The following is a 20,226-nucleotide window of genomic DNA, read 5'->3' as shown; positions in this document are numbered from 1 at the left end:
TCCCTGCTCGACGAGGGCGCCAACGTCGTCGCGGTCTCGCGCAAGAGCTCCCCGGAGCTGGACGGGGCGGCGGGCCCGAATCTGCTGCACGTATCGGCCGACCTGATGGACCCCGAGGCCCCCGCCCGGGTCGTGGCGCGCGCGGTCGAGCACTTCGGCGGTCTGGACATCCTGGTGAACAACGCCGGCGGCCCGCCGCCCGGCATCCCGATGCCGCGCACCGGCTTCTTCGACAGCAGCGACGACCAGTGGCAGGCGATCTTCGAGTTCAACCTGTTCTCGGCCGTCCGGGCCATTCGCGCCGCGATTCCCGCGATGATCGAACGCGGCGGCGGCTCCATCATCAACGTTTCCACCGGCATGGCCCGCCAGCCGGCGCCGGTCAACATCGAGTACGGCGCCGCCAAGGCGGGCCTTTCCAACCTGACCAAGGCGCTGTCGGAGGAGTTCGGCCCCCAGGGCATCCGCGTCAACACCGTCTCCCCGGGCGCCGTGCTGACCGCGTGGTGGACCGAGGAGGGCGGCGCGGCCGACATCATCGCGGGCATGGCCGGCGCCGACCGTGACAGCATCATGGACACCATCGCCCCGCAGATGATGGGCCAGGTCACCGGCCGCCTCATCGACCCCCGGGAAGTCGCCGACGCGATCCTGCTCCTGGCCTCGCCCCGTTCGGCGAGCACCACGGGATCGGACTACGCGGTCGACGCCGGCTTCCACAAGTCCGTCTGACCGACCAACCCACACCGGCTCGTCCCGTGAGCCCGCCACCACAACGCGGCCCCACGGGACGAGCAGCTCCTCAAACGGCCGTGGCACCGCAACAGACCCGCACGGGCCCGCTGTTCGCGTACAACGCCAACGGCGCACGCACCTTCACCACTTACCCCGGCGGCGTGGTCCAGGCCGTCGACCTCGACAACAGAGTTCGGCGCCGTGAGGGCGCAGGCGGGCAACGGTGTCCTCGATGTCGTCGACGGCGAACATGACGCGGTGCGTGCCCGGAATGTTGTGCGGCCGGTTGCGCGGCCCGGCGCTGATCACCACGGGGCTGCGGTACTTCGCCAGCTCGAGCCGGCTGTGACCGTCCGGGGTCCGGACCATCGCGATGTCACAGCGGACGCCGTCGAGTCCGGTGCACTGGTCGGCGATGAGGCCCTCGACCTCCGCCCTGCCCTGCAGCTCCATACCGAGTTCCACGAAGAACGCGATGGCGGCATTCATGTCCTCGACGACGATCCCGACGTTGTCCATCCGCTGAATCGCCATGCCGGTTTCTCCTTCTTCCTCGTGCGGCCGGTGGTGGCCGCTGACGTCCCTGGGACGGAGCCGGTGGCACGTTCTCGACTGGATCGCGCCTCAGCACCGCTACAGCAGACCCGCCGTTCGCCACGACCGCGTTCACCGACAACCACTTCCTCATCCCCGGCGACGTCGTCTCCTCACCCGACGCCCACACCACCGTCCCACCACCTGAGCCCGCCTGATGAACGGCGGGGCGAACGCCTCACGCCCGCCCCGCCGTTCACCCTGCACCCCGTCCCGCACCGCACCCCATCCCGCACCCCACCCAGCTCACACCCGGAGGACGAACCGTGACCGACAACCCACACCCCGAACCCCCGCCCCGACCGGCACCTCCACCCCGGCCGCTCCGGCCGAGCCCGAGGGGCGCCCGACCCTGACCTTCACCCGGCGCGAGCGCGCCCGCGTCCATGTCACCTCACGCGTTGGTGGCGCGGTTGTACGACGCGGTCCTCGACGACTGCACCGTGTGTCGGGAGGCGCTGCCGGCCCGGTTCGCGGTGGACCCGGCGACCACCAGGCCGGTCGTCACCGTGATTGGCAGGGCATCAGCGGACCTTGGCAGTCGCAGTCGCTCCGGGAGCGATGGTCACGGTGACGTAGGCATAGGTCACACCGTTCACCACTTTCGTGTCGGCCTTGTGCGACTTGCCGTTCACCTCGATGGTGTCGTGGTCGCCAGGGAACCGCGCTTCCCAGGTGTACTTGTCGGGACCTGCGGTGTTTGTGAGCGTCGACTTCGTGGCGCCGTCATGGCGTAGGGCGAAGGTGTTCCGGCCGATGCGCATGTCCTTGATCTGAACCCAGTCAGTGCCGGTCGGCAGGCGGGACTGCGTGGTCAGAGCATGACTGGGAGCATTGGGGGCGACGCCCATGAGGCCCTCCACTGTCTGGCTCACCAGGGTGTACGACACCTCGGGGTAATCGCCGTTGGTGCCCTGCTTGCTGACGGGGTGCTGTTCGTCCCGCCGGTCGTAGACGTGCTGCATCCACTTCCAGGCGGTGTCGTTCCGCTCATGGGCGAAGAACGTGTCGGGCAGATAGGTGATCGCCTCGATGTTGTCCGGGACGCCGCTGCCGCCGGCCTGCTGGTCGATGAAGTCGAGATAGGCGCTGTTGCGTGCGCCCGGAGCGATGATCTGCTTCATGGGCATGAACCAGCTGTTCTCCTTGCCCCAGCCGGTGAGCGCCTGGCCGTCGACGGTGTACCCCCGAACCATCTGGCTGCCTGAACCGTTGCCGCTCCAGGTCGAGTTGAAGTACGACTTCAGATCGGCGGCCTTCTGGCTGAACCGGGTGGCGAGCTCCTTGTCTCCCTTGTCGGTGGCGAGTGCCGACATGGCGAGGTAGGCCTGGTACTGGGAGCTGATCGCGTCGCCCGCCTCCGCGAGGTGCTCGTCGTCGGCTTCGTTGTAGCTGGCCGAGCCGGCGAAGATGCCGTTCCCCGTGCCCTCGGCGACGCTGTTCGGCTTCGCGCCGTCGTGCAGGTTGATGAATTCATCGGTGGCGTGCCGGTAGAAGTTCCAGAACGCCTCGTCGTCGATGTACGCGCAGTCACCGCTCCAGCGGTATGCCTTGTTGGCCTTCTCCACCAGTTCGAACGCTGCGGGGACCTCCCGGACGTAGTTGGTCGGGCTCTTGTAGTCGATCGAGAGGTAGGTCTTGGCGTCGAAGTTGAACGCCCATACGGGGAAGTACTTGTGCTCGGCCGTCGCGGAGGCGGCGAAGGAACGCAGCATCGTCTTGTTCTCGCGGTTCAGTCCGAGGACGGCGGCGCCGGCCACCTGGTGGACCATGTCGCGTGAGTAGTAGCCGCTGCGGTGCGAGTATCCGGCCCAGTACGAGGGGGCATAGACACCCGAGTCGGTGCCGGAGGGGTTGCCCTCGTCGACGTTGAGCCTGCCCTCGGTGCCGTTCAACTGGACCCAGCTGTTCGCCTTGTGCTTCGACCAGTCGAAGATCTCGACGATCTTCGGGTTGGACGAGGTGACGACCGGGTCGGCGGGAGCTGCCGGCGAGACCATGACGTCGTCGGCGTTGATCCACCCCTCGCCGGACTCGAAGGCGATCTCCAGCGTGTCACCGGATCTGAGCGCCACCCGGCTTACTGTGTACCGTGCGTAGCCGGAGCGACTGGGCAGGGCCACCGCCCCGACCGGGCTCCCGTTGACGCGTACGACGAACGTCCCGCCCGTTCCGCCCGCGGAGATCCAGGCCGAGAAGTCATAGGAACCCGTGGCGGACACCGTCTTCGTCTGGGAGACCTTCTTGCCCGCCCCCGCGTCGAGGTAGATCAGCTTTGCGCCGCCGTGCGGGCGGTTGGTGGCGACACCAGTGCCGGAGGTGAAGTTCCAGCCAGTGGCGTCCTGTTCGAAGCCGGGATTTATCACGGTGAGGAGTCGCGGTGCCGCAGTGGCAGCCGAGTCGCTGAGGGGCAGGGGAGCGAGGGGCGCGAGCGTCGCGAGTGCGGCAGTCAATGCAAGGCGCGCAGGTCGGGAGGGTCTCATGGCGGCTCCAGGCTGGATCGATGAGTGAGGGCAGCTCGAAACTAGCCACGGTTTCCAGCCGCTCGCAAGACTCTTGCGCACTTCAATTGACTGTTGCGACAGAAAATTTTCAATGAAATCTTGCAAGAGCGATGGCTGGTTGCTAGCTTCCCGGTCTGTCAGGCGCGGGTGTATTTCGCGAACAAAGGTGGTCCGGTCATGAACGTCAGTCGTCGCAAGGTCCTCGGAATCGGTGGGGCTCTCGCCGCAGGTGCCGGCCTGGCCGGCCTCACCGCGTGCTCCGGCACAGGCACCGCCGGGGCCGGTTCCGGGTCCGCCGGGGATGGTAAGAAGGGTGACATAACGGTCTGGAGCTGGCAGGGCCCGGCCGCAGAACTCAAAGCCCTCGTCCCCGACTTCAACAAGCGGTACCCGGACATCAAGGTAAACGTCCAGGACATCGGCAACCCGGCCATCTGGAACAAGATCACCACGGCCATGGCGGCCGGCGGCGCGGGTCTCGCCGATGTGCTCCACATCGGCGTCGACTACCTTCCCGGGTACGTCGAGAAGTTCCCGGACGGCCTCGCGGACCTCGGCAAGCTCGGCGCCGCCAACTACAAGGACTCCTTCGCGCAGGGCATGTGGCAGACGGTGGCCCCCAAGGGCGACCGGGTCAGCGCCCTGCCCTGGGAGGCCAACTCGGCCGGGTTCTACTACCGTGCCGACGTCTTCGAGGAGTCGGGGGTGGACGCCGCCGCCCTGGAAACCTGGGACGACGCGCTCGAAGCGGGAAAGAAGATCAAGCAGAAGACCGGCAAGTACCTGCTCGGCATCGACAAGCCCGCCTCTCAGCCGGACGCCGCGAACTTCTTCCAGATGCTGCTCCAGCTGCAGGGGGCCTTCTACTTCAACCTCGGCGGCGACATCACTCTCGCCTCGCCCGCGGCCGTGAAGGCCATGACGATCATCAAGGAGCTCAATGACGCGGGACTGGTGAGCGACCTCTCCGGCGGGTGGAACGCCCTGATCAGCTCGATCAAGAAGGGCACAGCGGCGGTCCTGCCGTGGCCGACCTGGTTCGGCGGCATCATCGAGGAGACGGTTCCTGCGGAGGCCGGAAAATGGGGCGTACGTCTACCGCCTGCCGTCAGCCGCGGAGGCACGAACGCCACGACGGTGAACTCCACACACCTCGCCATCGCAGGAAGCAGCAAGCATCAGGCCGCGGCCTGGAAGTTCGTCGAGTTCGTTCTCACCCGGCCGGAGTCGCAGGTCCAGATCTACAAGGGGAAGGGCATCGCCCCCGCCCTGATGACGGCCTATGACGACCTCGTCTTCCATACACCGTCGCAGTTCTTCAGCGGCCAGAAGAAGGGAGAGGTCTTCCTGGAGGCTCTCAAGGCTCCCTCGCCCGCTTTCAACTACAGCGCCGACTACGCCCGTGCGCTCAAGGTCGTCGCCGACGCCCAGACGAAGGTCCTCCTCAAGGGAGCCGATCCTGCCTCGGCACTGCAGAAGGCCGCCGAGCAGCTGGCAGAGCAGACGGGACGCAAGGTCCTGTGACGACCACCGTCGGCGTACAGCCGCGCCCCCCGCAGGAACCGGCTCAGACCCGGCGGCGTACGCAGAGCCCGCGGTCTCCACGGCTGACCGCACGTCGCGTCGCACCGTACGGGTTCGTCATGCCTGCGGTGCTCCTCTTCGCCGCCTTCAAGCTCTATCCCATCGGCTGGTCCTTCGTCCTCAGCCTGCACAAGAGCGTCGGGGGCGTCGACACCTTCGTCGGAGCCGACAACTACCGACGGCTCCTGCGTGATTCGCTCTTTTGGACCGCGCTGGAGAACACCTGCGTCATCCTGGTGATCCAGGTTCCTCTCATGCTCGCCCTGGCCACGGGACTCGCCCTCGCCTTCAACTCTGCGACTCTGCGGGCACGTTCGGTCTTCCGCCTCGGCTTCTTCCTCCCGATGGTCACCGGCCTGGTGGCCTACGGAGTCATCTTCTCCGTGCTCCTCAATGAGAAGTACGGTCTGGTCAACTGGCTTCTCGGGCTCGTCGGGATCGGCGAGGTGCCCTGGCTGACCGACCCGCTCTGGGCGAAGATCTCGCTCGGTCTGGTGCTCACCTGGCACTACACCGGATACAACGCCGTCATCCTGCTGGCGAGACTTCAGACGATTCCCTCGGAGCTCTACGACGCCGCCGCAGTCGACGGTGCGGGAGCCTGGGGGACGTTTCGCCACGTGACACTGCCCGGCCTGCGGCCGGCGATCCTGCTGTCCACGGTGCTTTCCACCATCGGCACCCTGCAGATCTTCGACGAGCCCTACATCCTGACACAGGGCGGTCCGGACAACGCGACGCTCACCATCGGTGTGTACCTGTACCAGAACGCCTTCATGTACTTCGACTTCGGCTATGCCTCGGCCATCGCCTACGCCCTGGCGGTTCTGATCGGAGTCCTCGGGCTGATCCAATTCCGTGTCCTGGGAGACAGAGCATGAAGAGCCGTTCGACAGGGTTCAGCCGCCTCGCTCCTGCACGCCGGCGCCGCAACAGCATCCTGCTGACGTCCGGCCTCGCCATCGCTCTCGCGGCCGTCGCCATCCCGTTCTACTGGCTCGCTATCGCCGCCACGCACAGCTCCGACGACATCTTCGGCTCGCCGCCGCCGCTGCTGCCCGGCGGGCACCTGGGAGAAAACCTCGCGAGCCTCCAGGAGGAGGCATCCTTCGGCAGGGTCGTGCTCAACTCGGCTCTCATCGCCGCCATTTACACCATCTGCGCCGGAGCGGTCTGCACCCTGGCCGGCTACGCATTCGCCAAGTACCGCTTCAAGGGACGTGATGCGCTGTTCGGTGTGCTCATGCTGGGACTTGTCATCCCCACCCAGGTCACACTGGTGCCGTTGTTCAAGATGATGGCCGAGCTGCAGTGGCTCGACACCTACCAGGCCGTCATCATGCCCAACCTTGCACTGCCCTTCGGGATCTTCCTCATGCGCCAGTCGATGGCGGCCCTCCCCGACGAGTTGCTGGATGCGGGCCGGATGGACGGCTGCGGAGAGTTCCGGCTCTTCTGCAAGGTGGTCCTGCCTCCCATGAAACCGGCGCTCGCGGCACTGGGGATCTTCCTGTTCCTCTACCAGTGGAACGACTTCGTATGGCCGCTGATCGTGCTGCGAGACAACACCTCCTTGACCATCCCCGTGGCGCTCGCCTCGCTGCAGGGCGTGGATGACACCGACTACGGAGCACTTTTCACCGGGACAGCCGTCGCCTCGATCCCCATGGTCATCGTCTTCCTGGCCCTCCAGCGCCACTTTGTCTCCGGCCTGCTCGCCGGGGCCGTGAAGGAGTGAATGTGAGCATCCTGTCCCACGAAGCCGTCACCACCGCCGAGTTGGTCCAGACGTCGTATCAACCACTTCTCGACACCGTGCACGTCGCCGTCCTGGCCTCCGGCACCGAGACGGCATGGACCCTGTCCGAACTTCCCGGCGGGCTGAAGATGTTGAGCGTCGACGCGCCGGAGAGGCCGGTCACGATCCGGCTGTCCGTCCCGCTGGGTGACGCGGCCGGCTACTGGCACCCTCAGGCCGACTGGAACAGGACGCTGGTGGCGGACTGGGAAGGCCGGGCCAGTGTCAGCCTCGTCGACGGGCTCGCCGCCGGGTGCCTCTACGACTACGCCGGCGCGACCATGCTCACATTCGCCGCGACCGACCCGGTGTCGGAAGTGACCCTGCGCTTCGGGGTGTCCGAGGAGCAGGACACCTACGTCGTGCATCTGGACCTGCCGGCGGCTCCCGCTGCCCGTCAACTGCTCTTCGTACCGCGTGCCGAGTCGGTCGCCGCCGCAATGCGGATGCTGCGTGAGTGGTTTGCGGCCGAAGTGCCGGCCATGCCCGTCCCGGAGTCCGCACGCGTCCCCGTCTACTCCACCTGGTACGCCTTCAACCAGCAGGTGAACGCGGCCGCGGTCGAAACACAGGCAGATCTGGCTGCGGGCCTGGGCTGCGGCGTCCTCATCCTCGACGACGGTTGGCAGAGCCTGGGGAGCGGCCGGGGGTATGCGGGGTGCGGCGACTGGGTTCCCGACCCCGACAAGTTTCCCGACTTCGCCGGGCACGTGGCGCGCGTGCGCGAGGGGGGAATTCGATACATGGCATGGATTGCCCCGTTTCTCCTGGGCCCACTCGCGATGTGCTACAAGGAGTGGGCGGATTTCGCACCGGCCGCTGCCAGGGTGCCCGGAGCTCAGGTGCTCGACCCGCGCCGACCGGAAGTACGCGCCCACGTCGTCCGCATGTGCGTGTCCCTGGTGAACGACTACGGCCTGGACGGCCTCAAGGTCGACTTCCTGGACGAAGCCATGGTCTATGCCGGTGACGGCCGCGGTGACATCGGGCACGCGCTCACCGAGCTGCTCACCGAGCTGCGATCCGCGCTGGAAGCCGTACGCCCCGACGTGCTGCTCGAACTCCGTCAGCCATATGTCGGCCCCGGCATGGCGGCCTTCGGGAACATGCTGAGATCCTTCGACTGCCCCGCCGACGCGACCGCCAACCGGGTGCGCACGATCGACACTTCGCTGCTGGCCGTGGGAGGCGCGGTCCACTCCGACATGCTGCTGTGGGACACCTCGGCGTCGGCCGAGGCGGCGGCGCGGCAGCTCATCGGTACGCTGCACTCAGTGCCCCAGATCTCCGTCAGACTCGATACGCTGACCCAGGAGCAGCTCGAGACCACGCGCTTCTGGCTGGCCGAGTGGCAGCGTCTGCGGCCGCAGCTGCTCGACGGGATCGTCGAGCCCGGCCGTCCCGACGACCTGTACTCGCTGGTCGAAGCCGTCGCAGACGGCCGGTGCGTGCTCAGCGTGTACAGCGAGCGGACCGTCCCCCTCCGGCCCACCGTCTTCTCGGAGACCGTACTGGTCAATGCGACATCCACAGACAATGTCGTTCTGGACGTGCGGGACGGCGGAGCGACGGTGGACATCGAGGTGCACGCTCCCACCGGTCGTATGACCAGACAGTCCCAAATCTCTCTCCTGCCCGGTCTGCACAGGCTGCCGGTTCCGAGAATGGGACTGGTCCGTTTTCGGAGCAGCACCTGAACGGCATGAACAACCACCTGGAATAAGGAAGTACATGAAAGTCGGCATCGTCGAGATCGCAGCGCGCGCGGGCGTAAGCGAGGCAACCGTCAGCCGGGTCATCAACCGCCGGCAGGGTGTCGCGCGAAAGACGAGGGAAGCGGTTGAGCGCGTCATGGCCGAGCTGGGCTACGAGCGCCCGGTGCAGGGCCAGCTCGTGGCCGTCGTCACCGAGCACGTGTCCAACCCCTTCTTCGCCGACGTCGCCGAACGCATCGAGTCCGCGCTCGCCCCGCATGGCCTCAAGACCGTGATCTGCCCGTCCTTCCCCGGCGGTGTCCAGGAGCGCGAGTTCATCACCTCGATCGTCGACAAGGGCATCGCGGCCGTCGTCTTCCTCTCCGCATCGAACACCGTGGAGGGAGCGGACCCGGAAACCTACGAAATCCTCAGGGCCCGGCATATCCCGTATGTCGGAATCAATGGAGAGTTCGCCGACGGCGTGCCTGTGCCCGTCTTCTCCACCGACGACGCGCTGGCCGCGGAGCTGGCCGTCGACCATCTGTACCAGCTGGGTCATCGGACCATCGGCATGGCTTCAGGGCCGAAGGGAAACCGTCCGGCAGACCGGCGCGTGCGTGGCTTCATCGAAGCCATGGCCAAACGGGGAGTCGAGGAGCCGGAGCGTTGGGTCAGCCGCCAGTCGTACACCCTGGAGGGCGGTCAGGCGGCTGCGAATGTCTTGCTCCAACTGGGAGTTACGGCCATCGTCGCGGCCAGCGACTACATGGCGCTCGGCGCGATTCGCGGGATCCGCCGGCAAGGCGGCTCGGTGCCCGACGACATCTCGGTCGTTGGCTACGACGGATCGATGATCACGGAATTCGTGGATCCGCCGCTGACGACGGTGCGCCAGCCGGGAGACCGACTGGCACTGGAGGTGGGCCGCAGCGTTCTGGCTCTGGTCAGCAACCGGGACGTCCCGACGGGGGAGCTTCTCTTCGACCCTGAGCTGGTGATCCGCGCGACGACGGGGCCCGCGCCGGGGGCCGGGTCCCGTGGATACAGGCAGCGGCACTCTGACCGTACCCAGACGTGAACTGCAGGGTTGCCGCAAGTGGGCGAGTACGCCCCGGACATCTACCGGCCCACCGCAGTGGGCAGTTCCGCGCCTGCCCTTGAACTCCTCACCCCCGCTGCTGACTGAATGGCGTGGCGTGGCCGTGGTGTTGCGGTGTGGTGGTGTGTGTGGAACGGGGTTCTGCGGGTCGGTTGAGAACACGCCCGGGTGGGTGGGGGTGTGGGGTTTGGGTCTGCTGCTGGGTGGTGGTTCGGGCCGGGGTGTCCGGGCCGTTGGTGACCTGGCCTTTCCCGGGGAGCTCGGCAGCAGCACCTCCGGGTAGTGGTCCAGGACGAGGCGTTCCCCGCCGCGACCGGTCAATCGGGGGTGTCGGCTGCTTCGGTCGGGGTCGGGGATTCACTGGACACCGGGTTCGCCGTCAGGTCCGGTGTGCGCGTACGCCCGGAGGCGCCGCCCGGACGTGTGGGCCGGCCTCGATCGGCGGCACCGTGTAGGTCAGCCCCCTCCGGCGAGCGAGAAGGCGCGGGGCGATCGCCGGTCGACCGGGGCAAGCAGGGACTGAACCGCTCGCGCGGTCGACCCACCCGGCCGCGCACCCTGATCTTCCGCAGGAGGGGGACGAACTGCGGGCTGTCGGCGGCCTGCCCCTCGGTGATCGTGAAGGCCAGGGGGCGGCGGCGCCGGTCGCACGCCACATGGATCTTGCAGGTCGACCCGCCGCGCGAGCGGCCCGGTGCCGCCGCCTTCGGTCGCGCCCGGCGTCGACGCCGGGCGCGGCGAACACACCGGCGTCACGCCACTGACGAAACCGGTCGTACACCGTCGACCAGGCCCCGAACTCCGCCGGCACCTCCGGCCACTGACTGCCGGTGCGAAAGCGCCACACCACACCCTCGAACTGCTCCCGCAACCGTTCCGGATACGGCCCAAAACCGCCTATGGGCAGGAACGGTTCGAGCAACTGCCGCTCGTCATCGCCGAGTTCACGTCGCCCCACACCAGTGTTCCACCAGCTCGCGAACAGGATTGATCACGACTCCGTACCGGCCCCAGTCGCTCAAGGTCTCGTGCATCAGGCGTGAGGCGGCGACGGCCCAAAGGTTTGCCGCCTTCCCCGCCGCGATGCGGTGAAGCACGAATCAAGCGCTGCGCAAAGGTCAACGACGGCATCGTTGCCGGGTCGCGTGCCAGAAGGCTCGGTGGCCGTATGCGTCGATCAGGGTGCGGGGACGAGACGACGGTCAGGGCGCGGTGTCAGGCGGCGGAGCGCGTGGGGCGTGGTCGTATGCACTGGAGATTGCGTTGGTGGACGTCGCCCAGGACGTCGGTGACGACGATCCTGATGTCGACCACCGACAGCCGCTCGAAGGCCGCGGGGTTCAGCGCGAGGATTTCCATGCCGTCGCGCCAGGTGCTGAGCATCGGTATCGCCGCCCCGGCCCCGAGATGGAGAACGAAGAAGTCCCGATCCCGCTCGAGCCCGAGCGCCTCGAAGAAGCCGATCGCGACATTGACATGGACCCAATCGGACGGGGCCGCGACCCGACCCGCGTACGACTCGGCCGCTGCCACCCGATACGACACCGAACGCACTATCGCCCGTCCGCCCCCCGCGTTCCTCAACGTCACCGTCCGGCACGAATCCACCACCCGATGACTACCACCGGAGAACGCGGACCAACTCAAAACCGGCCGCAACGTATGGGACAGCTGGATCCGAGTCACCACGATCCCGCCCAACAACGCCACGATCGCCGCACACGCGGACGTGTCCAACACCGTGAACCGCCACGGCCACTCCTCCCGAACCCCACGATCCAGATTCGCCTTCACCACCTCCCAGACCAGATCCACCACTACGCACACCAACACCACCGCCGGAAGCCTCAACGTCGCACCACTCGCGGAAACCCGCCGCTGCGCCCAAGGGTCGGTCGTGGGCCCGGTACCGGTCGACATCCATCCCCCAAGGTGTCCGCCGAGGCGTCATGCCGTCGACGTCTTGTCCATGAGACACCACGTGCTCGGCCGCCGGAAGTGGTGCTTCCTCGCGGTCCTGCCCGGCCGCGCGACAACCGCACGCACCGCCGCATTGCCACTGGCGTCCGACAACCGGGCGCCCAACCCGCCGGACCCCTGTGGCTGCCCCTGACCGCCCGACCCCCGCGCCTGCGCCTGGCGCAGCTCGGCGCGGTCGCGACCGCGCCGGCCACACTCCCACCGATCGAGACCGAGACGACCCGCACCCCCGGATGGGCCCGAGCCACCGCGTCGGCAGCGGACACCTGGTTCGACGACGAATCCGACCCCCGGTAGATCCGCACCGCATCCGCACTGTGCACCGCACCGCATCCGCACGGGCATCGCTCCGCCCATACACATGCACACACGCCGCCGCTGCGCCGTGGCTGTCCGGCGCGCGGTCGACACCCGATGCTGCCTCACGGTCGACGTGGATGGGCAGGTGCACGCGAATCCGGCATCGGTGCGGTGCGGCGGTGTGTGACGGTGGTCCGGCGGCAACGCGGCCAAGTGCGTGGCGCGTTGCCGTTGAGGCGGCACGCCTGGGATACACCGATGAGCGCCGAGAAAGCCACGAGGCATTCATGGGCGCCGGTACGACGCTGAACGAGTGCATCGCGCCTCCCGGCGATACCGCCCGTTGGCGCCACGGCCGTTGCGAGCGACTGGTCATGGGGCATCGGGGCAAGCGGAGGAGCCGGCGAACCGCGCGGCCGCAGCTGCCTGTTCGTGTCGGCGGTCCGGGGCATCTTCCGGTCTTGCGAGCGGAGGGAGCCATGTCAAAGTGTGCCCAGTCGGGTGCGTATCCCGGCTGCTTCGGGAGATCCCATCGATTCGTACAACGCGAGCGCCGTCTCCCATTGCGTTCGCGCGACGACGTGCTCGCCCCGCAGTTCGGCGAGACATCCCAGTTCGAAGTGGGTTCTGGCGGTTCCCGAGTGGTCGCCCATGGTCGCGTAGTTCGCCGCCGCGCGGTCGACGTGTTCCCGGGCGGACGCCGCGGATCCGGATGAGACGAACAGCCACCAATTCCACTCGGAAGTGATGACGTTGGTTATCGTGCCCACACCTGCTCCGAGCACAGGACCCGAGGCGAGAATCAGGGCGTCCCTGCGTCGCCGCACAGGTGGTGTCTGACTGGACAACTGTGCTCCCGATCTTGTGTGGCGGCTGGACGGCGGCGCCCTATACCGCGAGTATGAACCGGCCGGTCGATCACGGTGTGATAGGTCAATCATCAGTGCACACAGGGAACTTCGGTCCGGTCGGGGCGCGGCATGGCTGGCCGACCACGTCCAGGCCCCGCTGCGCGTGGACGCCGACGGCGACCTCGTCCACCCGTACATCACGTGGTTCATCGACTGCGCGACCAAAGCGATCACCGGCGTCGCCGTCACCCCCGGCTGCCCGACGCGGGCCTCGGTCCTGGCCGCGTTGCGCTCCGCGATCGTGTGCACCGACGCCTACGGGCCCTTCGGCGGCCTGCCCGAGCACGTGCGCTTCGACCGCGGCAGGGACTTCCTCTCCCGCACCGTGACCACCGCGCTGACCACCCTGGACGCGAACATCACCGTGCTCCCGCCCTACAGCCCGCACCTGAAAGGCAGCATCGAGAACCTCAACCGCGCAACCGAACGGATGCCCCCATCGCATCGAGACGGGTGCACGATCATGCGTCGCGCTTGGGTTCAGTTCGTGCGGGTGTTCCGGCTGGGCAGGAGGCCGAGTGTGTGCTGAACGGTATCCGGAATCAGCGCGCCGGGAATCCAGCGAATAGCAAAATCGGGAATGCGAAATAGAATAGCGGACCAATTCTTAAAAGAAATTCACCATATCGAGCGTCAATCCGACAGGCGACCGGGTCTGTTGTCAGTGGGTGTGGGTTCGGGGTTCGGCGGTGTCGGATGTGAGGTCGGCGTGAGGTTTGACAGGCCTTCCTGAGGCCCTTGTCGCCGCACCATGAACCCGCCATGTCAGTTCCTTCTGTCGGATCGCCCGCTCGTCTCTATGTGAGAAGTTACGTGGGGTAGGCGCGGGTCGCCCAGACGGCTCCGAAATCCGTTACGGACGACTCCATCGATCCATTACTTGGAGCGCCGTCCCAGAGTCTCTTTCGTAAAGTGAGAATCAAATTCAAATGACCTGTTTGAGTTTTGATGATTGACTTTGTCATGAATATGGACGGTTTAGATAAATATCTATCGCAACTGCTCTCCGGTCGCGCAGATAATTACCGGCCAAGTGCTCTCTTTCTGTTGACGGCCGATTGCCCATCCGTAAGGATGGTTGCGCTGGGTAGGAGTCGATCAACAGGAGGTAAGTATGAACGGGCGTGTGAAGAAGTTGAGTTGCATCGGGACTGCGGCCGTCACTCTGGCGAGTGTGGTCGTTCTGGGTGCGGCGGCGTCCCCCGCCAGCGCCGACGTGCGATGCGATATGGGGGGCGAGATACAAATCAACAGCAACCCGGGGGCCGAAGACCCCAGCTGGGAGAGGGGGCACTCTCACAAGACGGGCAATCACTACCTTGGCGGCATCGACAGTAATCTGGTATGGAGCTGGTGGGCCGACAACAACGGTGGAGACGACGGCGACACCTGGGACACGCACTACGGCTATATCCAGTGCTGACCCGTCCGTCCGAGTAGATTCGCGCCCGTCCGGTGAGTTCCCGCCGGACGGGCGCGTACCGTTGCCATAGCGAGGATTTATGCGGAGTCCCTTGTTCCTGAGGGTGTCGACCACAATGATTTTTTCGGTTCTTCTGGCCGGGTGCGCGACAAGCGACGACAGTACGGACAATCAGGTACCGCCGTCGAAGGTGGCGCAGTCGCAACCCGAAAAAAGCGGCGCGATGGATTCCGGGAAGCCGGTGGCGTATCCCGAATTACGCCCCGGTATGTGCTCGAACCATGCGGGAAAGGTTCGGGCGGACGACATGGTGGGTGTCGTGGACTGCGCTGCGGCGCATCGCTTCGAGATCGTGGCCACCTTGAAAATGTCGGATCCCCCCGGCGCACCGTACCCGGGGCAGGGTGGGTTGACGGCGCGGGCCCGTGAGGGCTGCGACCCCCTGCTGCGGGAACGAATCGCCGCGAACCCCCACGCGATCAGGTACTACTTCATCGCGACCGAAGAAGCCGGGTGGGTCGCCGGAAACCGGTCTTTTCACTGCGGTGTGACAACCTTCGAGCAGGTAAAACGGTGACCACACCGGAGTTGGTGCGGTTCGAGGAGGTCACCAAGACCTACCGGACCGCACGAGGGCGCCGCCTGAGCGCCCTGGACCGCTTCTCCATGACCATTCCTCAAGGCCGCACCGTAGGCCTGCTCGGTCCCAACGGATCCGGCAAGACCACCGCACTCAAGGCCCTCCTCGGCCTGGTCCGCCCCGACTCCGGCACCATCCACGCCTTCGGCCACCTCCTGCCCCACGACCAAAGACACGTCGCCGCCCACATGGGCGCACTCATCGAAGGCCCCGCGTTCACGCCCTCCCTCACCGGCAGGCACAATCTGCGCCTGACCGCACAACTCCTGGGCGCACCCACCCGAGCCGTCGACGAAGCACTCGAACTCGTGGACCTGGAGGCTGCGGCGGACCGCCGCTACGCCGGATACTCCCTCGGTATGAAACAGCGCCTCGGCGTGGCCGCGGCCTTCCTGGGACGCCCGGACCTGCTCGTCCTGGACGAGCCGATGAACGGACTCGACCCCGAAGCCGTCCGCGACATGCGCCTGCTCTTCGGCCGTCTGCGCGAAGATTTCGGGATGACCATGGTCGTCTCCTCGCACATCCTCGCCGAGGTCGAACAGGTCAGCGACCGGGTCGCCATCGTCCGCGACGGCCGCTGCATCGCCGACGCCGACCTCACGGACCTCCTCGCCGCAGGCGGACCCCGACTCGTCCTCCGCGTCGACGACCCCGACAACGCGCGGGCCGCACTCCTCGGCCACGGACACCACACAACGGCACGCACCGGCCCCCGTGGCACGGAACTACGCCTGGACGAAACCGCGCACGGCCCCGACATCCTCAAAATCCTGACCTCCCAAGGCATATACCCCCACGAGATGACACAGGAGTCGCCCGACCTCGAAGACGTCTACGTCGCCGCCATCCGCGCCGCCACCACCGCGGACCCGCAGAACGGCGAGCAAACGTGACCGCACAGGCCCCCGCCCCCCCGGACCGGCGGGCGGGATCCCGCTCGTCGTGGGCGTTGGCCCGCGCCGAGGCCTCGCGGTTGACCTCCTACCGCTCCGTGCGCTGGGCCCTGTACGCGCTGCCGGTGATCGTCATCGCCTACGGCCTGTCCAAACTCCTCCTCCACGACACCGACGTCGCAACCGCCTGGACCCACGCCGAAGCCGAATACCAAAAGGCGCTCCCCACCGCCCCGTCCTACGGCCTGGATTTCAGCTCCGTCAGCGCCGCGAACTGGTACCACGAACCTCGCTACATGACGGCCACCGAGGCCTTCGTGGACATGCGCGCCCTCATGTCCGCACTCGGCGCGGCCGCACTGGGCCTCGGCATCATTGCCGGCGGAGCCGACTGGACCTCCCGCGTCATGCTCACCCTGTCCACGGCCGAACCCAGACGCGGCACACTCTTCGCCGTCCGCGCCGCGCTCACCACCGCCATCGCCGCCGGCGCAGCCACCTGTGCCGGGCTCCTCCTGATCCCGACACTGCTGCTCGCCGGACACTGGAAGGGCAGCCTGAACGGACTCGACGCCGACTTCTGGACGGTACTCAGCGGGCAATACGCGCGCGGGATCGTGTACGTGTCACTCATGGGACTGCTCGGCTACGGCCTGGCCATGCTCCTGCGCCGCACGTCCGCAGCTCTGGCCGTGGCCTTCGTCTACCTCGCCTTCGCCGAAAAACTCATCGGCGACTACGCACCCGACCTCGACGAACGCCACCTCCAAGGCGTCACGTTCGCGATCCTCAACGACAAACCGGTGATCCCACTCGCCGACTCCGCCTGCATGGCCGGCCCCGGATGCGAGGCGATCCACGTCGACCTCACCCAGATCGGCGGTTTCCTCACCCTGCTCGCGTACGTGCTGCCCGTCCTGTTCGCGGCGGCCTGGCGTCACACCAGGACGGACATCGGATGAACACCCGACCCCTCACCGGCACGACCATCCCGGCCCCGACCGTCGAAACGGCACCCGCGACCCCGCCGGTGCCCTGGAGGCGCCTGGTCGGCGCCGAGATCTCCCGGGCGCTGGCCCCCCGCACGGTCCGGTACGCGCTGTACGCGCTCCCGCTGCTCGTCGTCGCCTTCGGGATCTCGCAGATCCTCTCCCACGACACCGACATGGCCGGCGCCTGGCGGACCGCCGATGCCGCGTACCGCCGATACGCCGAGGAAGCGGCCGCCCACGCGCGGCCGCTACCACCCCGGATGAGCGCGAACGCCTTCTTCGACGATCCCCGTTACCAGATGGCCAAGGCGACGTTCGTCGACCTGCGCGGCATCGTGTCCGCCCTGGGCGCCGGGGCCGTCGTCTTCGGGATCCTCGCCGGAGGCGCCGACTGGACCACCCGCGTCATGCTGCCCCTTACCGCCACCGAACCCCGACGCGCCCGCCTGTTCACCACCCGCGCACTCGTCGTCGCCGCCCTCGCCGCCACCGTCGCCGCCGCCACCGCGCTTCTGACACTGCCCTTCCTCCTGACCGCCGCGACACTCAACGGCAGCATGGCGGGCACCGACACCCGCTTCTGGCTCGTCCTGTCCCTCCTGGTCCTTCGCGGAATGTCATTCGTCGCGATCATGGCCCTGATCGGCTACGCCCTGGCCATGCTGACCCGACGCACCTCGATCGCACTGGCCATCGCCTTCGCCTACGTCGTCCTCGGCGAACGACTCCTGCGCGACTTCGCCTCGGGCGTCTTCGAATACCACCTCTCGGGGCTGACGTTCGCACTCCTCAACGAGCGACCGATGATGCCGAGCGACGTCCCCACCGGCTGTGTCGGCGAGGTCGCGTGCGCCGCCATGCGCGAAGGCCTCACCGCCGGCCACGGCTACCTCGGACTGTTTGTCCACCTCATGCCGATCCTGACCTTGGCAGCCTGGCGATATGTACGCACGGACATCAAATAGGGGCACCCGCCCGAGCAATTGGCGGCGGGTCCGCTGCCCAGGTGTCGGCGAGCCACCCGGGCAGGGTGTGCCGCACGCGTCGATCACGACGCCGCGCCGCTCCGGCGCCTGGCACCGCGCCGTGCCGCGCGAATCCGGATGAAACCGTGTGGCCAAGCAGATCGTTGTAGGTGAGGAGTCGTTGCCAGGACACGGGCCAGTGCGGCGGGTTCCACGGCTCGCCCTCGACGAGCGCGTCGAGTGCCTCGGTCCGTGTAGGGTCGAGGCCGCTCTTGCGGTCCTGGGCGCGTTTGGTCTCCAGCCACTTGCCGATCGGGAAGCCCTCGATCACTGCATCGCCCGGAGCGGCGAGCGTGGCGTGTGCGCGCGTATTCACGCGGACAACCGTGATCCTTGTTTCCGATCCGATTTTCGGCGAAGTGGAACTCACCGGATCAAAGGACGAACTGACCGATCTGGCAGGCATGGTGGCCCGAGGCGAGGGATTCGTCGGGTCCGAGCCTGCGTTGCCGCAGGACGGCGACTCCTTGGCCGGAGTCGAGGTCGCGAACGCGACCGGGCCGGGTGTACGCATCCGTCTCGACTCGCCGCGTCGGACCCTCGTGATTGACGGCGACCCCGCGGCCAGGGCTCTGTTCGCGGACCAACCCCACGCCATGATCGCCGCCATGGCCGTCGAGGGCGGCGGTCACCGTCACATCGACCACTGTCCCGGGCATCTCCACCTCGTCGAAGACTCCCACCCCTGGTGATCGGCATGGGCAAGCCGACGCGATGAGCAGGACGGCGACCGACGCGGTCGACGGCCGTGCGTGACGCGCCGACCGGCGGCCGGTGCATCGGTCCCGTCGTTGTGCCGACCGCCGTCCCGAACACGTCCCGCACCCCGAACGACGATGCCCTCGGGTTCAACACGATCGGGGATCCGCTGTGGTGCGCGTACACCGTCGCCCCCTTGCGGGCCCTACCGGCATGGGTGTGGCGATCTACGCGACGTCCGGAAATGGAACGTTGTACCAACTTGGATTTGTGATCCAACTTGGTGCATCGATCCAAATGTGCCAGCATCGAGGCATGGCAACACGAGCGCGCCGGACTCAGCGGCGTAACCAGGTGCTCTCCCGGGAGCAGATCATCGGCGCCGCCGTCGAGCTGCTCGATACGGGTGGCGAGGGTGCACTGACGGTGCGGGCGCTGACCGAGCGTCTGGCCACCGGGTCCGGGGCGATCTACTACCACGTGGGGAACCGGGACGAGTTGCTGGACACGGCGACGGAAACGGTCGTCACGGCGGCTCTGGCAACCACGGCCGCCCAGGCTGCGGCCACGCCCGAGGATGAGATTCGGGTTGTCGCGTTGGCCCTGTTCGACGCGATCGCCGAGCACCCGTGGCTGGCCACGCGGTTGACGCTTCAGATCATCCGCAACCCGGTCGGCTCGATCTCGGTGGGGATCTTCGAGCGGATCGGCCGGCAGGTGAGTGAGCTGGGCGTGCCGCAAGCCCGCTGGTTCGACGCGGCCTCGACACTCGTGCACTACATCCTCGGAGCGGTCAGCCAGAATGCCCGCATCGAGGGGGACACCTCCGGCGTCGAGCCCGATGCGGACCGCGAGGAGTTCTTGGGCGCGACTGCCGAGGCGTGGCAGGACCTCGACCCCGAGGACTACCCGTTCATGCACGCCATCGCCGGCCGGATCAGCGAGCACGACGACCGCGAGCAGTTCCTCACCGGCATCGCCGTCGTCCTCGACGGCCTCACCCGTCTGCGCTGACCCGCCGCATCCGGCCGGGTTCACCAACGAGCCTCTCAGGGAGACCTCTCATGCATGACGTAGTGATCGCGGGCGGCGGCCCGGTCGGCCTGTTCCTGGCCGGCGAGGCGGCCCTGTCCGACTGTTCGGTCCTGGTCCTGGAGCGGGAACAGGAAGCGACTTCACCGTGGAAGACGCCCCCGCTCGGTATGCGGGGCCTGAACGCCGCATCGGCCGAGACGTTCTACCGCCGCGGACTGCTGAGCTTGCTCCGCTTTGACGGACACCTTCGTTGTGGTGGTCAGGCTGCGAGTGCGGCTTCGTATTCGACGGGCGTGCGGTAGCCGAGGCTGCTG

The 20,226-nt window shown here is 67.2% G+C and carries 19 protein-coding genes and 2 pseudogenes; 15 read left to right on the top strand and 6 right to left on the bottom strand.

The features are described 5' to 3' along the window. Window positions 1–732: SDR family oxidoreductase (locus ABZS54_RS34885; protein WP_355545521.1), on the top strand; the 732-nt coding region annotated here is incomplete at its 5' end. A 144-nt stretch (window positions 733–876) separates the two neighbouring features. Here ABZS54_RS34885 and ABZS54_RS34880 read toward each other — a convergent pair. Next, window positions 877–1,269: a VOC family protein gene (locus tag ABZS54_RS34880; protein ID WP_355545518.1), complete on the bottom strand. Its 393-nt coding sequence runs from the start codon at window positions 1,267–1,269 to the stop codon at window positions 877–879. Between the two features lie 584 nt (window positions 1,270–1,853). After that, complete coding sequence (locus ABZS54_RS34875; RefSeq protein WP_355545515.1) at window positions 1,854–3,695, bottom strand: hypothetical protein; 1,842 nt, start codon at window positions 3,693–3,695, stop codon at window positions 1,854–1,856. A gap of 210 nt (window positions 3,696–3,905) precedes the next feature. Between ABZS54_RS34875 and ABZS54_RS34870 the strand changes: the two genes are divergently transcribed. The 5 genes from ABZS54_RS34870 (at window position 3,906) to ABZS54_RS34850 (ending at window position 9,990) form a co-directional block, all read left to right on the top strand. Further along, window positions 3,906–5,357, top strand: a complete 1,452-nt coding sequence (locus ABZS54_RS34870; RefSeq protein ID WP_355545512.1) for an extracellular solute-binding protein — start codon at window positions 3,906–3,908, stop codon at window positions 5,355–5,357. 119 nt (window positions 5,358–5,476) lie between these two features. Continuing rightward, window positions 5,477–6,298, top strand: coding sequence for a sugar ABC transporter permease (locus ABZS54_RS34865; protein WP_355545509.1), 822 nt, complete (start codon window positions 5,477–5,479; stop codon window positions 6,296–6,298). Further along, a complete protein-coding gene (locus ABZS54_RS34860) occupies window positions 6,295–7,155 on the top strand; it encodes a carbohydrate ABC transporter permease (protein WP_355545506.1) in 861 nt (286 codons plus the stop codon). Before ABZS54_RS34865 ends, ABZS54_RS34860 begins: the two co-directional genes overlap by 4 nt. Before the next feature lie 2 nt (window positions 7,156–7,157). Then, window positions 7,158–8,912 carry a glycoside hydrolase family 36 protein gene (locus ABZS54_RS34855; protein ID WP_355545503.1) on the top strand — a complete coding sequence of 585 codons (1,755 nt, stop codon included), beginning with the start codon at window positions 7,158–7,160 and terminating at the stop codon, window positions 8,910–8,912. A 34-nt stretch (window positions 8,913–8,946) separates the two neighbouring features. Continuing rightward, complete coding sequence (locus ABZS54_RS34850) at window positions 8,947–9,990, top strand: LacI family DNA-binding transcriptional regulator (RefSeq protein ID WP_355545501.1); 1,044 nt, start codon at window positions 8,947–8,949, stop codon at window positions 9,988–9,990. Between the two features lie 532 nt (window positions 9,991–10,522). On the opposite strand, the pseudogene ABZS54_RS34845 reads toward ABZS54_RS34850, so the two are convergent. The 3 genes and pseudogenes from ABZS54_RS34845 to ABZS54_RS34835 form a co-directional block, all read right to left on the bottom strand. Further along, a pseudogene (locus ABZS54_RS34845) lies at window positions 10,523–10,969 on the bottom strand (transposase); the annotation flags it as partial. Window positions 10,970–11,226: 257 nt separating this feature from the next. After that, the gene (locus ABZS54_RS34840) at window positions 11,227–11,862 is read right to left on the bottom strand and encodes a hypothetical protein (RefSeq protein WP_355545498.1); all 636 of its coding nucleotides are present in this window, start codon (window positions 11,860–11,862) and stop codon (window positions 11,227–11,229) included. Window positions 11,863–12,773: 911 nt separating this feature from the next. After that, complete coding sequence (locus ABZS54_RS34835) at window positions 12,774–13,061, bottom strand: hypothetical protein (protein WP_355545495.1); 288 nt, start codon at window positions 13,059–13,061, stop codon at window positions 12,774–12,776. 244 nt (window positions 13,062–13,305) lie between these two features. Between ABZS54_RS34835 and ABZS54_RS34830 the strand changes: the two genes are divergently transcribed. The 6 genes from ABZS54_RS34830 (at window position 13,306) to ABZS54_RS34805 (ending at window position 18,118) form a co-directional block, all read left to right on the top strand. Beyond that, the gene (locus ABZS54_RS34830) at window positions 13,306–13,731 is read left to right on the top strand and encodes a hypothetical protein (RefSeq protein WP_355545492.1); all 426 of its coding nucleotides are present in this window, start codon (window positions 13,306–13,308) and stop codon (window positions 13,729–13,731) included. Between the two features lie 585 nt (window positions 13,732–14,316). Then, the gene (locus ABZS54_RS34825; protein ID WP_355545489.1) at window positions 14,317–14,625 is read left to right on the top strand and encodes a hypothetical protein; all 309 of its coding nucleotides are present in this window, start codon (window positions 14,317–14,319) and stop codon (window positions 14,623–14,625) included. A 115-nt stretch (window positions 14,626–14,740) separates the two neighbouring features. Continuing rightward, on the top strand, window positions 14,741–15,202 hold the full coding sequence (locus ABZS54_RS34820) for a septum formation family protein (RefSeq protein WP_355545487.1): 462 nt from the start codon (window positions 14,741–14,743) through the stop codon (window positions 15,200–15,202). After that, window positions 15,199–16,161 carry an ATP-binding cassette domain-containing protein gene (locus ABZS54_RS34815; protein WP_355545484.1) on the top strand — a complete coding sequence of 321 codons (963 nt, stop codon included), beginning with the start codon at window positions 15,199–15,201 and terminating at the stop codon, window positions 16,159–16,161. Before ABZS54_RS34820 ends, ABZS54_RS34815 begins: the two co-directional genes overlap by 4 nt. Beyond that, window positions 16,158–17,123: a hypothetical protein gene (locus tag ABZS54_RS34810; protein ID WP_355545481.1), complete on the top strand. Its 966-nt coding sequence runs from the start codon at window positions 16,158–16,160 to the stop codon at window positions 17,121–17,123. The genes ABZS54_RS34815 and ABZS54_RS34810 overlap by 4 nt, the downstream gene beginning before the upstream one ends. Then, window positions 17,120–18,118 (top strand): hypothetical protein, encoded by a 999-nt coding sequence (locus tag ABZS54_RS34805; RefSeq protein ID WP_355545478.1) that lies wholly within the window; start codon window positions 17,120–17,122, stop codon window positions 18,116–18,118. Before ABZS54_RS34810 ends, ABZS54_RS34805 begins: the two co-directional genes overlap by 4 nt. Here ABZS54_RS34805 and ABZS54_RS34800 read toward each other — a convergent pair. Continuing rightward, complete coding sequence (locus ABZS54_RS34800) at window positions 18,111–18,494, bottom strand: helicase associated domain-containing protein (protein WP_355545475.1); 384 nt, start codon at window positions 18,492–18,494, stop codon at window positions 18,111–18,113. The genes ABZS54_RS34805 and ABZS54_RS34800 overlap by 8 nt on opposite strands. 10 nt (window positions 18,495–18,504) lie before the next feature. Between ABZS54_RS34800 and ABZS54_RS34795 the strand changes: the two genes are divergently transcribed. The 3 genes and pseudogenes from ABZS54_RS34795 to ABZS54_RS34785 all read left to right on the top strand — a co-directional run. Then, window positions 18,505–18,870 (top strand): hypothetical protein, encoded by a 366-nt coding sequence (locus tag ABZS54_RS34795; RefSeq protein ID WP_355545472.1) that lies wholly within the window; start codon window positions 18,505–18,507, stop codon window positions 18,868–18,870. 322 nt (window positions 18,871–19,192) lie between these two features. Further along, window positions 19,193–19,891: a helix-turn-helix domain-containing protein gene (locus tag ABZS54_RS34790; RefSeq protein ID WP_355545524.1), complete on the top strand. Its 699-nt coding sequence runs from the start codon at window positions 19,193–19,195 to the stop codon at window positions 19,889–19,891. Window positions 19,892–19,941: 50 nt separating this feature from the next. Further along, window positions 19,942–20,133, top strand: a pseudogene (locus tag ABZS54_RS34785) (FAD-dependent oxidoreductase); the annotation flags it as partial. Window positions 20,134–20,226: the final 93 nt, after the last annotated feature.

Source organism: Embleya sp. NPDC005575 (assembly GCF_040605455.1).
Lineage (GTDB): Bacteria > Actinomycetota > Actinomycetes > Streptomycetales > Streptomycetaceae > Embleya.
The sequence above is the reverse complement of the archived record's forward strand: the minus strand, read 5'-3'. Positions and strand labels throughout refer to the sequence as shown.

What these genes read in the sequence shown, in the direction of transcription:
- ABZS54_RS34880 (WP_355545518.1), bottom strand. Translation starts at nt 1,269, where the DNA reads ATGGCGATTCAGCGGATGGACAACGTCGGGATCGTCGTCGAGGACATG.
- ABZS54_RS34865 (WP_355545509.1), top strand. Translation starts at nt 5,477, where the DNA reads ATGCCTGCGGTGCTCCTCTTCGCCGCCTTCAAGCTCTATCCCATCGGC.
- ABZS54_RS34860 (WP_355545506.1), top strand. Translation starts at nt 6,295, where the DNA reads ATGAAGAGCCGTTCGACAGGGTTCAGCCGCCTCGCTCCTGCACGCCGG.
- ABZS54_RS34850 (WP_355545501.1), top strand. Translation starts at nt 8,947, where the DNA reads ATGAAAGTCGGCATCGTCGAGATCGCAGCGCGCGCGGGCGTAAGCGAG.
- ABZS54_RS34825 (WP_355545489.1), top strand. Translation starts at nt 14,317, where the DNA reads ATGAACGGGCGTGTGAAGAAGTTGAGTTGCATCGGGACTGCGGCCGTC.
- ABZS54_RS34820 (WP_355545487.1), top strand. Translation starts at nt 14,741, where the DNA reads ATGATTTTTTCGGTTCTTCTGGCCGGGTGCGCGACAAGCGACGACAGT.
- ABZS54_RS34805 (WP_355545478.1), top strand. Translation starts at nt 17,120, where the DNA reads ATGAACACCCGACCCCTCACCGGCACGACCATCCCGGCCCCGACCGTC.
- ABZS54_RS34790 (WP_355545524.1), top strand. Translation starts at nt 19,193, where the DNA reads ATGGCAACACGAGCGCGCCGGACTCAGCGGCGTAACCAGGTGCTCTCC.